Genomic DNA, 12,042 nt, shown 5'->3' on the forward strand with positions numbered 1-12,042 from the left:
AATTTGTGAGTTAAAAAATTTCATACTTACTTTGCAACCGAAAATTGAAAGCAGCAGGTTTTCAGGATTCAAAACTTTTTAAATAACAGGAATATAATGAAACAATTACATAACATATCTAATCAATATTCGAGATTACACGGACAGGAGCCGAAAGGATATGCATGTATCATTCTCGATAGTGAATTTATAGTTAAAAGGTGCTTATATACGTGGGTCAGCTAATGATCTCTTACGTTAGAATATATACAGCACCTCCCGAAAAGAGGTGCTTTTTTTATGGTTTCTTTAGCTTATTTGGTAAAGCGCCGGTCTGTGGAACCGGAGAACAGGGTTCGATCCCCGAAGATACCCAACACATGTGAATGGTTAATGATGAATCTTGTTAAATGTGAAATGGTCAATAGCTAATTGTGAATTTAAATTGACACGCAAAGCAAATTGACAATTCACCATTCACATTAAAAAATAATCTCATAGCTCAATGGGTTAGAGCACCGGTCTTTTAAACCGGGGGTTGAAAGTTCAAGTCTTTCTGGGATTACAATGGTCTCGTAACTCAATTGGATAGAGTATCGGTTTTCTAAACCGTAGGGTACAGGTTCAAATCCTGTCGAGGTCACAAAAGGTCTATTGAGGTAAAGGCTAACCTGCCCGACTGTCTCTTGGGCACTGCGGGTTCGATTCCCGCATAGACCGCAAGGTTCATGAAACGTTTTATTCCGGCTGTCTCCCGGAAAAAATGGAAACGGAACCTGAAAACTGGAAAGATAACGGTGGTTGTTTACCCGTCTTGGACGCGGGAGGTCGCAAGTTCGAATCTTGCTTTCCAGACTAAAAAAGTGAATGGTAAATTGTGAGTTTGCTTCGCAAGTGAATTTAAAAATTGACAGTAGCGGATTGACAATTCACCATTCACATCAAAAATGATTTCGTAGCTCAATGGTAGAGCACCGGTCTGATACACCGGAGGCTGAAGGTTCGAGTCCTTCCGAAATTACAAAAGATGATAAGTGAATGGCGAATTTGCTTCGCAAGTGAATTTAAAAAATTGACCGTGAAACGGATTGACAATTCACCATTCACATCAAAAAAGATTTCGTAGCTCAATGGTAGAGCACCGGTCTGTTAAACCGGAAGTTGAAAGTTCGAATCTTTCCGGGATCGCAGATAACTCAATGTTAATTGTTTCAAAAGAAGAGAAAAAAGGTATGTCAAGAGCAGAAGATCTTTATGCCAAATATGGAAAATACCGACAGCCTTTTTCTTTTTTATTAGAAGCTAGATGAGAGAAATTAGAAATTAGAAATTAGAAGTTAGAAGTTAGAAGTTAGAAGTTAGAAGGGTGTAAATTCACTATTCACTATTCACTATTCACTATTCACTATTCACTATCAACTATCAATCATCATTGATCATTTGTTGTCACATCTGATGGTTCGCCGAAGTGGAAGAGTCGGGACGGTCTGCAAAACTGTTGCATAAGCTGAGTGGGTTTGAATCCCATAACCATCTCAAATAACTAAAATGAGATTAGTTCCGGAGAAAAGTAAAAGTTTGTCGAGCGAAGAAGTTCTTATATCAAACTAAAAATACAGACAGGCTTTTGTTTTCTTCACAAGAGGATTAGAGGTTAGAAATTAGAATTACTCTTTATCATGGAAGTACGCCGGAGTTGGAGAGCCGGGGCAGACTGTAAATCTGTTGCTTCATTGCTGAGCAGGTTCAAATCCTGCTACTTCCACAAAAACCGCTGATAATGTAACGGCAGCATGCAGGAAAAGTACTCTTGTTGTTCAGGTTCGATTCCTGGTCGGTTGGTTAAAATGCTCCATTAGCATAGCGGTAAGTGCATCCGGCTTTCTACCGGACGACAAGGGTTCGATTCCCTTATGGAGTACAGACGTGAATGGTCAAAAGTCAGTTATGAATTATTAATACCATGAAAGTTCAGATCGAGAAAATAAATTGGCTGATCATTCACAGAAAAACAGGAAAGAGAAAAGTTTGTCCAGCGCAGAAGATCTTACAAACACTAACAGGCATAGTTTTAAAGACAGGCTTTCTCTGACCTTAATTATATAAGTAACGAATAATAGCAATAAGTAATTTGACTGGTAATGAATAGTCAATTGTGAATTGTAATACATCAAATGTGAATTAAAAACCATGAAAAAATTGACAGCTGACCATTGACAATTCACAAATATTACAGATTACTCATTATTCATAAAACCCGCGGGAATGGTGGAAATGGTAGACACACTTGATTTAGGCTCAGGGTTTTGGGGGTTCGAGTCCCTCTTCCCGTACAAAATGCCTCTCTATTCCAATAGGCAGAGAAAACGGCTTTAAACCCCGTAAAGTCCCGGTTCGAATCTGGGGAGAGGCACAAAAAAGGATCAGTGGTGTAGAAGGTCTGCACGTTTGTCTGAAAAGCAAAAGGGAACCGTTCAATTCGGTTTTGATCCACAAAAAATGATTCATAGTGTAATGGGTCAGCACACAAGACTTTGACTCTTGTTGTTCAGGTTCAAGTCCTGATGAATCAACAAAAACTACTCTGATGGTGTAATGGCAGCATCTCAGTCTCCAAAACTGATGGTATAGGTTCGAGTCCTGTTCGGAGTGCAAAAAGTGAAGGGACAATGTGAATTTGCTGCTCAAGTGAATATTAAAATTGACAGCAAAGCGAATTAACAGTTCACAATTCACAATTCACAAATTAATTTATAAACAAAACAAATTTAAAACATGTAAAAAAATGGAAACGCAACAAGAAGTATGGCAGAATATGAAAGGAAATTTTTTCCAGAAACCTATCACCCAGCTGGTAGAAGAAGCCATTATCCGCGAACAGGCTAACGGTCACCGCCTGAAAGTATGTGTGGGCTCAGATTCCCATGTTTACGGCGAAGCGATCAGCTATGCTACGGCAGTAGTATTTGTACGTGAGGGAAAAGGAGCGTTTACCTTTATCAGAAAAGAGAGACAAATACAGAAGATCAGTATCAAAGAACGAATGCTGAACGAGGTCAACAGATCCGTAGAAATTGCTTACGCTATCTGTGCCGTTCTGGATGCTTATGGTGTGGAAATGGAGGTACACGCAGACATTAATACCGATCCGGATTTCAAGTCAAATACTGCATTGAAAGATGCTATGGGCTATATTCTGGGAATGGGATATGTGTTTAAAGCAAAACCCCACGCATTTGCAAGCTCCAATTGTGCTGATATGATGGTTTAAAAAAATAAAATACACAATCATGGAAATGACCAAAAGATTATTATTTCTGGATGATATCAGATATCCCATTGAGGCGTATCATTATACCAAACAGGATATTTTCCTTAGAAAAGACTGGCATATCGTTCGCAATTACGAACAGTTTGTCAACAGAATTTTGAAAAAAGGACTTCCGGAAATGATTTCTTTTGACCATGACCTTGCAGATATACACTATCTGAAACCTAATTCTGATGAATATGCTGAAAAAACAGGTTACGATTGTGCCAAATGGTTGATAGAATATTGTATAGATAACCATTTAGACTTACCCAAATTCTACTGCCACTCAATGAATCCGGTAGGAAAGAAGAATATATTAAGCCTTTTGGAAAACTTTAAAAACTATTAAAAAAGAAACCAAATATATTTTTTACAGCTGATCACCATTTCACAATATTAAAAATTGAAATCTGATGACTCCCTTTTTTAAGGGAGTTTTTTTGTATAAATAATATTCCGAATATTATTTATTTTACATCATCAAATATAAAAAGCCTGGAAAATTAAAAAGAAATTTTTTAACTTTTATTCAGAAATGCCCCTTAAACTGTCATTGAAAACATAATTTTTTGTTAAAAAAAATCACTTTAAAAGGTTAATTTCATGTCTGTCAGACATTTTTTATTATTTTAGTCCCTGAGTTTGGAATTATACTTATTGAAGATGAACGAAAGGCGATTTATTTACACTATAAAATCAGGAAAATTATTCCTTTTCTTATAAAGTGAACCTCAAAAGAAAAAAAAGAACTTCAGTAATTCTAAAGAAATTCTTAAATAAAAATTGGGGCATAACAACATTTCTATACTTGCCACAGTACCAAAGATCTTATGATAAATTATATGACCAGGCTGTAGCCGGACGGCTAAACGAATGCAAAAAACAAAAAATAACCTGAAAAAAATTATTATCAAATTAAAAAACAAATGAAAGAAAGATTTTATGAGATCCTTAATGAGGAAAGAGTACATGAGATTATTCCACTTCTAAAACAGCTTACAGAAGAAGAAAAGAAAGCGCTGGTCCCGACCATAAAAAAACTGGACCGGGAGATCAGCAAGATTGTAATGACGAAAAACTCCTATCACACTGCCGGTTCTGCAGATCAGCATTCTATTATTGATATCGCATCTTTTGTCTGTATGGATCAGAAGCATTACGGGAAAAATTACTGGAGTCTTTTCAGGGATAAAGAGCAAACCGAAAAAATACTGGAGTGGGGATGTCCGCATTGGTTTTCGGATTTTATTAATGACTCCATAGATGCAGAGTTTACAGCATTTAATTACCATGATATTTTAGGCTGGGCAGAAAAAGGCTATGTACAGCCCAGACCCGAACTTCTTGGGTACCATTTAAGCCTTCATCCATATGATCTGGAAAAATTTCCGGAAACACTGGGAATCCATTTCTGGTACCTGTGCGAATTTCCTTCAAAATCATTGCCTTTTAAAAGAGAATGGCTTCCATTGGTTCAAAAACTGATTGCTGAAAATAAAATTGAAAGAAAAAGATTCCTCAGAGAATGCCTTCTGGCCGCAAACAGGAATTTTAATAAAAATGTGACAGGATGGTTCATGGATGCATTCAATATTCTGAAACCTTCTGATGAGGAGCTGATCATTCTGCAGGACGAACTGATGGCAGGGCTGGCTTCCGTACAGTCCAAAGCGGTTAATACTATACTTGCTCAATTAAAAAAAATAGTTCAGTATCCGGCATTCAGAACCGGTGAATTTTCATATTTTCTTCCTAATCTGTTAAGTTCAGAAGTTAAAACAGTTGTGGCAGCCAGCCTGGCAGTCACTGAAAAAATCTTTCAGAAAAAGAAAACTGATACACAAAATCTGACAACAGCCTTAAGTGCAGCATTTGTAAACAAAGACGAAAGTATACAGACCAAAGCAGCAAAAATTATTATTAAATATATCCCTGTATCAAAAGGAATAAAAGAAGCTCTGTCTCATTACGAAGATAATATTTTGGCTAATGTAAGGCCGGGGCTGGTTCAATACATAGAAAACAGGAAGCTGGAGCTGGATGCTGTTGAAACAGAAACGCTGGAACTCATCAATAAAGAATGCAAAGTTAAGGAACCCGAAAGCTTTGAAGACCTCATGTTTCTTCTTCCACAAGCCATAGAAAATCCCGGAACGCATTATTACGATATTTCCCTGGCAGGACTTGTACGTTTTGCTGATGAAGCTGATGCAAATTCTGTAAAACTGTTTGAACCCGTATTTCAAAAAGCATGTAAAACTATTGCCAGATGGGAAGTACACCATTTTAATGTATTACTGTGCAATCTGATTATTAATTACGGACTTTCATTATTAGAAAAATTTCCATTTCAGCTTAAAAGTCTGGAAAAAATATATAAAAAAACCCGTGAAGACGAAGCCACAAGAGAGGCTTATTCTTCCTATCATAAAAAGCTGAGACCCATCAAAGATATCTATGCCGGAGGATTGGCCATGGAGCCATTCAAACATATTGCAATACATATTTTTGATAAGATTACATCAGGAGATCAAACTCCTCTGCTGTCTACAGTAACCCATGAACCATGCTGGATAAGCCCCGAAGCATTGGTAGAAAGATTTGAAATTTATCAGAATAAAAATATAAAGCCCCATGATTTGGATGTACAGCTTGCATTGCAGCGCTGTTCACTGGAAAAAACCTCAGACGCCTTACAGCAGGCTGAAGAGAAATTAAAAGGGGAATATAAAGAGCTTCTGCTTTTCTTCTTTAACAAAGACTCTGCTCCGAAAGGAAAAATTGAACATCCTTCATGGTGGATGACTGCAGGAATTACACGCTCTCCGGAAAAAGTTTTTGAACAATTCAAAGACTTCGGGTATGATGATATTCCTAAAGAATTCCTTACCGGTAATTATAAATGGAAAACCATAGACAGCAAAAAGAATTCCTATTATCCTGTCGAGCTTAATATCAACGTTCCCAAATATCACTTAAAAAAAAGAGAACATCAGCTTTTCTTAGAATACTTTATTTCAGAACAGAAAGATATTTCTGAGACCCCGTCCTTTATATGGAGCTTTCCCAATACGCCTGGAAATGTTTTTGCCAGAATCATTAAAAACTGTCTGTTTTATTCAGGGATCGCAGAAGTTTACGAAAGAGGACTTGTTCTGAGTACGGCACAGGCACTGCATCAGATGAAAAAGCCTCTGGATTCAATGGGGTACCTGTTTCTGGGAACTGTTTTCCTGGACGGAGACAAAGTGATCCGCGGAACTGCTGCTGAAATCTGGCTGGAACATGTTTCCCATAAAGTAATGGATAATGCCCGTTTGGGACAGGTTGTCGGGCTTCATGAAAAACTGGAATGGGCTCCTGTAAAGAGATTTGCAGATCTTGTACAACACCAGATGCTTAACGTCAGTAAAGATCACAATCTCGCGCTGGAACAGCTTCTAACTCATATTTTGCTGCAGATGGAGAACCCGGTTACCAATCTTAAAAAAATATTGGATATTTACAACGAGGTTTTAGCTTTGAATCAATCAGAGCCCGATAAAAACTTAAAAGAAAAACTGAATAGCTGGAAAGATAATTCCAGTCTGAAAAAAACCTGCAATCTTCTTCTAAAAAAATAAATTAATGGAAGATATGCTCATTTACAACTATCATAGACCCTCGTCTCTGATAAAAAAAGATGTATCCGAAGAATTATTCCTGTCCAAGTATAGCGAAATTCAGAAAAATACAGATGCTCCCTGCTTTTTTTGGGGAGATGTTAGCCAGCCGTTTATATTGGCAAGATGCCTTATCACACTTTCTAATATTGTGAAATCAAGCTTTAACCTGTCGCCGTTTCATATGGCTTTGCTTAAAGACCCTATCGTTACTGCCGGAAACAGCAGGCTGCGTTTTGAAGGATTTTCACACTGTGCCGGTGTTTACGCCAGAGTAGATGTACTGCCGGATGGTCTGCATGGTGAATTTCTGGAAAATGGAACTACCAATGTAGATTTTAACCAGTCGATGATTACTGCTTTAGGAAGTATACGTCCCAATGAAAAAATAATGCTTTCTGTGGGAGAAAAAGAAGTCGGACTTTACAAAGAAGAAGAAAAAGTGATCGAACGGAAGGTTCCGTTGCCTGTAAAATGGATCAAAGGATTGAGTACTGTTCAGATTTATCTGTCCGAATCGGAAAAGCTTCATTGCTTTAATAAAATCCAGACCCAGCAGCTCTTCAGAGGAATACCGAAAGGATCTGTAAAATCAGATTACTACCTAATCATCAGAGGAAATAAACCCATGTTTTCGCCGGTAAAATCGGCCGATTCAATTTGTATTGGCGGACTTCACAGGTTGCGCCTGCTGGAACCTCTTCTTCCTTATATTGACCAGATGCAGGTATTTCCACATGCTGACATGCAATCTACTACATGGCAGCTTTATATGGGAAATATAAAGTTCAGCTTTTCATTGTCAAGAGAAACCTGGCGGGGATTTTCCGGGGAAGGAGCAATACTGGACAGCCTGATCGATAATATTTCTGATGAGTGGATCAATGCACTGGATAAATACGCTTATGCCAATCAGTCTTTTAACCCTTCGGCATTTGCCTTAGAAGAAAATATAAGTCTGAAAAAAACAGAAAACCTTACAGGAAGATTGGCTGCTATGGGACTTTTGGGTTATGATCTGGATGATAAGGAATTTTTCTATCGAAGGCTGCCATTTAAGCTCAATAGAATTGCAGGTTTAAATCCACGGATGAAAAATGCAGAAAAGCTTATTGCAGAAGGAAAGGTAGAGATTTTAAATAAAATTGCAGCCAGAACCGAAGCCAGAGTAGAAGGCACCGACGTACATCACACGGTGATCATAGATCATGATAAAGAACGGTGTACTTGCGAATGGTTCAGCAAATACCAAGGCGAAAGAGGACCATGTAAACACGTTCTGGCCGTAAAGAAATTAATATATGACTAACTAAAAGGACAGCTTCTGAAAATAAGTCTGTCCTTTTTATTCATGGATCTTCATCCATTCTTCATAGGAAAGTACGCCCAATTCCGGTCTCCCTTCGCCTTCAAGGACTGAAATAAATTCAAGCTGATTACCGTCCGGATCATTAAAATAGATGGCAAGTGCTGGCATCCATGCAAAGACCATAGGCTCATCTTTGCCGTCTTTTAGAAAATTATAAGGCTTCAGTTCTTTTTTCTTCAGAAAATTTGCAGAATGATTTAAGATGTCCTCCTTGCTGCTTGAAAAAGCAAAATGTCTTGTCTGAAGGTTTTCCTTCTGTTCCCACAATCCCAACATGAATTCTTTACCTTCACCGATCCACAAAAATGCAATGGGACGTGTTTCATCCCTATGTGCCAGTTTCAATCCCAATACCTCAGTATAAAATTTGATAGATTTCTCTAAATTGCTTACCTGAATGTGGGTTTCATATAATCCTTTGATCATAATTTTATTTTTATACCCACAAAGCTAGGCAATGCGTCTCCAACAATATAAGTTCTGTGATTCCTTTATTTGAATTGAGTAATAGAAAAATTTTATTTAAAGAAAAAAGAACTTATTATTAAAATTCAATAGGAGTGGGCTTTAACCCGCTTACAAAACGCAATCATAACTATTAGCTTCAGCCAAAACTTAAATTTCCAAGTACAAATTTCCACAATCTGTGCAAGAAATCTATGAGAAATATTTTCTCAATTAAAAAAATCACATAAATATTTACTGCGCAAAAAGACTGCGTAATACTGTTTTTACTTTGCATCAGAAATCAGAGAGGAAGAGGATCCTCTACATGTTTAACAAAAAAACAGTAACTCATGAAATTTAATTTTTTAAAGAAAGAGAAAAATATCGTAGTGAACTACGAAGGTGCAAAAGCATTTAGTATGACCCCTGCCGAAGAACTATATAGTGCTGTTGTTACAACAGGATTATCCAATACATCTTATGAAAAAGGAAATGACAGATTGGAAAGAATTAAATCTCTGATCAAAAAAAATGACCCTGAATTTGTTGCTAAGCTGGCGGTTTATGCGAGAAAAGATATGTATTTACGTTCTATTCCTCTGGTGCTGACTGCAGAACTGGCAAAACAAGCCTCAGGTACAGACTTAGTGAGCAAAACAGTAGATAGTGTTGTTCAGAGGGCAGATGAAATCACTGAACTCTTAGCTTACTATCAGATTGCTAATGAAAGAACAGAAACCAAAAAGCTAAACAGGCTTTCCAAGCAGATCCAGAAAGGCCTTGCAAAGTCTTTCAATAAATTTGATGAATACCAGTTCGCAAAATACAACAGAAAAGCAGAAGTAACGCTTAAAGATGCCTTATTTTTGGTTCACCCGAAAGCAAAAGATGAAGATCAGCAGGCAGTTTTTAACAAAATTGTGGGTGATACTCTGGAAGTTCCCTACACATGGGAAGTTGAGCTTTCCGTTTTAGGTCAGACAAAATTTGCTGATGAAACCGAAAAAAAGCAGGCATTTAAAAATAAATGGGAAGAATTGATCTTCAGTAATAAGTTGGGTTATATGGCAACCTTAAGAAACCTGAGAAATATTATACAAGCAGGTGTTTCTTCTGATGCGATGTATAAAGTCTGTACCTATTTATCTAACGAAAAAGCTGTCATAAATTCAAAACAGCTTCCGTTCAGATTTTTAGCTGCTTACAGAGAACTGAAGACTCTTGATTCACCTTACATGTCATCCATTTTGGAAGCATTGGAAGATGCTGTGATGGTGAGTGCAAAAAACATTAAAGGTTTTGGTTTTAACACTTCGGTGGTTATTGCAGCGGATGTTTCAGGTTCTATGCAACAGCCTGTTTCTCCTAAAAGTAAAGTATTGCTTTACGATATCGGATTACTGTTGGCTATGATCTTGCAGTCACAGTGTAAGAATGTAATTACCGGTATGTTTGGTGACAGCTGGAAGAGAGTGCCGATGCCTAAAAACGGTATTCTGAGAAACGTGAATGAGTTTTACAAGCGTGAAGGCGAAGTAGGTTATTCCACCAACGGTTATCTGGTGATTGAAGATCTGATCAAAAGAAGAGAGAGAGCAGATAAAGTGATGGTGTTTACCGACACTCAGTTGTGGAACAGCAATGGGACCAGACATTCTTTTGAAGATTCCTGGAACAGATACAAAAGTATTGCTCCGGATGCAAAATTGTATATTTTTGATCTGGCAGGTTACGGAAAACAGCCGTTGGATATCAGAAAAAATGACGTATATCTTATTGCCGGCTGGTCAGACAAGGTTTTCGATGTACTGAATGCCCTGGAAGACAGAAAGTCTGCCGTTCAAATCATTAAAAAAGTAGTGCTGTAAAAAGCGCTGCTTTCATCAATGATCAATGATTTTAATCTTACAATAACAGAAATAAAATTAACTGCGTAAAAAGAATGCGCACTTCTGAAATACCTTTGCAATGTTATTGATCCGGTGCCGTAAGGAAAGAGCTTCTTCGACTCCGACTTGAAACAAAATCTTTCCGCTTAATAGCCCGCTTAAACAAACCAATGCCGTACAATAAGAGTTTCATCGTCAAACTTCCAATTTGAATACATTCAAAGACTCTTATGGCTAGTTGCTTGGTTTTTATAAAATGGAAAGTAAAATTTAAAAACAAATAACCATGAAAATTTATAAACCATGTCTTAAAGAAGCAGTGTATTGAGGTTAATTCTCAATATATGAAAATAGAAAAAGTATTAAGGCAAGCTTTTGGAGTCAATGAATATGGTATTATTGATTTTCCAAAGAAAATTTCCGGCATACAGATCTCAAGATTGCTGCATGGAGATAAAATGGGATGTTCATATTGCTTTCCACATGGCTTCGAAACGGTGAATTCCCGTCAGGAAAAATACCAGAGAAACTGGAAAAAATATAGAAAGGTTCACTATAAAAATATAAAGCAGGTGCCGTAAAACAGAATTGCTTCGTTGGGGGCAGCAATACAGGTTCGAATCCTGTTCTGGAAACAGATGGTGTAAGGGTATCACTCTGCCGTAAGTTTCTGTTTGAACTGAATGCCCTGCTTAAAAATAATCAAGTGTCGTTTTAGGATCATACTTCGGGATTTTGAAACATTGGGTCGCAGGTTCGATTCCTGCCTTTTCCCTCGAAAAGGAGAGGTAGCTCAGAAGGTAGAGCAAATGCACGGAAGATCCTTTCATTGTTACCTTGATTTAAAAAAAAGGAATATCATTTAGATAAATATGACATCAATTAAAATCAACCATTAAGTAAAAATAAATAATCATGAAAATTTAAATAATCAAGTGTCGTTTTAGGATCATACTTCGATTGTTAAACGTTTAGGCCGCAGGTTCGATCCCTGCCTTCCTTGTTGTAAACGGGATTGTAGCTCAGCAGGTAGAGCAAAACGCAGAAAGATCCTTTCAGTATTACCTTGATTTATAAAAATCACTCATTTAAATGAGAGTATAAATTAAAAGTAAAAAAGGTTAATATCAAGTGCCGTAGAACAGTGTTACTTCGCTCATCACGACGGGGTCACGGGTTCGAGTCCGTCTCTTCCACAAAAAAAACACAGTCTATCAATAGGAAGAGTAGCTCAGTTGGTTAGAGCACGCTTATACACTTTCAGCTGTTGCCTTGTTTTAAAAAATTAAACGACAGGAAGATGGAAGAATGAAGATGAGAGTTAACTATAGGTTATAATAATTTCAGGCAGTTACCAGAGAATTTTATGGAGTTGTCTTAAAA

Annotated in this window: 7 protein-coding genes and 14 tRNA genes; 20 read left to right on the forward strand and 1 reads right to left on the reverse strand. The window is 37.3% G+C overall.

All coding sequences use genetic code 11. The features are described 5' to 3' along the window. Nucleotides 1-281: 281 nt before the first annotated feature. The 18 genes from LC418_RS05470 (at nucleotide 282) to LC418_RS05555 (ending at nucleotide 8,263) form a co-directional block, all read left to right on the forward strand. Nucleotides 282-354 (forward strand) — tRNA-His (locus LC418_RS05470). A 116-nt stretch (nucleotides 355-470) separates the two neighbouring features. Further along, nucleotides 471-544, forward strand: a tRNA-Lys gene (locus LC418_RS05475). A 4-nt stretch (nucleotides 545-548) separates the two neighbouring features. Then, nucleotides 549-622 (forward strand) — tRNA-Arg (locus LC418_RS05480). A 5-nt stretch (nucleotides 623-627) separates the two neighbouring features. Beyond that, nucleotides 628-699: transfer RNA gene (locus LC418_RS05485), tRNA-Asp, on the forward strand. 63 nt (nucleotides 700-762) lie between these two features. Further along, nucleotides 763-834, forward strand: a tRNA-Pro gene (locus tag LC418_RS05490). 94 nt (nucleotides 835-928) lie between these two features. Next, a tRNA-Ile gene (locus LC418_RS05495) sits at nucleotides 929-1,000 on the forward strand. Nucleotides 1,001-1,095: 95 nt separating this feature from the next. Continuing rightward, nucleotides 1,096-1,167: transfer RNA gene (locus LC418_RS05500), tRNA-Asn, on the forward strand. A 493-nt stretch (nucleotides 1,168-1,660) separates the two neighbouring features. Continuing rightward, nucleotides 1,661-1,744, forward strand: a tRNA-Tyr gene (locus tag LC418_RS05505). 84 nt (nucleotides 1,745-1,828) lie between these two features. Continuing rightward, nucleotides 1,829-1,900: transfer RNA gene (locus LC418_RS05510), tRNA-Glu, on the forward strand. A gap of 338 nt (nucleotides 1,901-2,238) precedes the next feature. Continuing rightward, nucleotides 2,239-2,312: transfer RNA gene (locus LC418_RS05515), tRNA-Leu, on the forward strand. 6 nt (nucleotides 2,313-2,318) lie between these two features. Further along, a tRNA-Leu gene (locus tag LC418_RS05520) sits at nucleotides 2,319-2,392 on the forward strand. Between the two features lie 7 nt (nucleotides 2,393-2,399). Next, nucleotides 2,400-2,472 (forward strand) — tRNA-Phe (locus LC418_RS05525). Nucleotides 2,473-2,479: 7 nt separating this feature from the next. Then, nucleotides 2,480-2,552 (forward strand) — tRNA-Gln (locus tag LC418_RS05530). 8 nt (nucleotides 2,553-2,560) lie between these two features. Next, nucleotides 2,561-2,631 (forward strand) — tRNA-Trp (locus tag LC418_RS05535). A 133-nt stretch (nucleotides 2,632-2,764) separates the two neighbouring features. Beyond that, nucleotides 2,765-3,250, forward strand: coding sequence for a ribonuclease H-like YkuK family protein (locus LC418_RS05540; protein WP_223558376.1), 486 nt, complete (start codon nucleotides 2,765-2,767; stop codon nucleotides 3,248-3,250). A 19-nt stretch (nucleotides 3,251-3,269) separates the two neighbouring features. Next, nucleotides 3,270-3,641: a cyclic-phosphate processing receiver domain-containing protein gene (locus LC418_RS05545; RefSeq protein ID WP_223558377.1), complete on the forward strand. Its 372-nt coding sequence runs from the start codon at nucleotides 3,270-3,272 to the stop codon at nucleotides 3,639-3,641. A 577-nt stretch (nucleotides 3,642-4,218) separates the two neighbouring features. Further along, on the forward strand, nucleotides 4,219-6,915 hold the full coding sequence (locus LC418_RS05550) for a DUF6493 family protein (protein ID WP_223558378.1): 2,697 nt from the start codon (nucleotides 4,219-4,221) through the stop codon (nucleotides 6,913-6,915). 4 nt (nucleotides 6,916-6,919) lie between these two features. Further along, the gene (locus tag LC418_RS05555) at nucleotides 6,920-8,263 is read left to right on the forward strand and encodes an SWIM zinc finger family protein (protein WP_223558379.1); all 1,344 of its coding nucleotides are present in this window, start codon (nucleotides 6,920-6,922) and stop codon (nucleotides 8,261-8,263) included. A 36-nt stretch (nucleotides 8,264-8,299) separates the two neighbouring features. Here LC418_RS05555 and LC418_RS05560 read toward each other — a convergent pair whose 3' ends face one another. Then, nucleotides 8,300-8,749, reverse strand: a complete 450-nt coding sequence (locus LC418_RS05560) for a VOC family protein (protein ID WP_223558380.1) — start codon at nucleotides 8,747-8,749, stop codon at nucleotides 8,300-8,302. A gap of 371 nt (nucleotides 8,750-9,120) precedes the next feature. Here LC418_RS05560 and LC418_RS05565 point away from each other — a divergent pair, with 371 nt between their 5' ends. Both LC418_RS05565 and LC418_RS05570 read left to right on the forward strand, forming a co-directional pair. Beyond that, nucleotides 9,121-10,638 (forward strand): TROVE domain-containing protein, encoded by a 1,518-nt coding sequence (locus LC418_RS05565; protein WP_223558381.1) that lies wholly within the window; start codon nucleotides 9,121-9,123, stop codon nucleotides 10,636-10,638. 365 nt (nucleotides 10,639-11,003) lie between these two features. Then, on the forward strand, nucleotides 11,004-11,240 hold the full coding sequence (locus tag LC418_RS05570) for a phosphate ABC transporter substrate-binding protein (protein WP_223558382.1): 237 nt from the start codon (nucleotides 11,004-11,006) through the stop codon (nucleotides 11,238-11,240). Nucleotides 11,241-12,042 lie beyond the last annotated feature (802 nt).

The sequence above is a fragment of the Chryseobacterium lathyri genome (assembly GCF_019970085.1).
Taxonomy (GTDB): Bacteria; Bacteroidota; Bacteroidia; order Flavobacteriales; family Weeksellaceae; genus Chryseobacterium; species Chryseobacterium lathyri.

Coding starts and splice junctions, on each gene's coding strand:
- LC418_RS05540 (WP_223558376.1), top strand. CDS start 2,765: ATGGAAACGCAACAAGAAGTATGGCAGAATATGAAAGGAAATTTTTTC.
- LC418_RS05545 (WP_223558377.1), top strand. CDS start 3,270: ATGGAAATGACCAAAAGATTATTATTTCTGGATGATATCAGATATCCC.
- LC418_RS05550 (WP_223558378.1), top strand. CDS start 4,219: ATGAAAGAAAGATTTTATGAGATCCTTAATGAGGAAAGAGTACATGAG.
- LC418_RS05555 (WP_223558379.1), top strand. CDS start 6,920: ATGGAAGATATGCTCATTTACAACTATCATAGACCCTCGTCTCTGATA.
- LC418_RS05560 (WP_223558380.1), bottom strand. CDS start 8,749: ATGATCAAAGGATTATATGAAACCCACATTCAGGTAAGCAATTTAGAG.
- LC418_RS05565 (WP_223558381.1), top strand. CDS start 9,121: ATGAAATTTAATTTTTTAAAGAAAGAGAAAAATATCGTAGTGAACTAC.
- LC418_RS05570 (WP_223558382.1), top strand. CDS start 11,004: ATGAAAATAGAAAAAGTATTAAGGCAAGCTTTTGGAGTCAATGAATAT.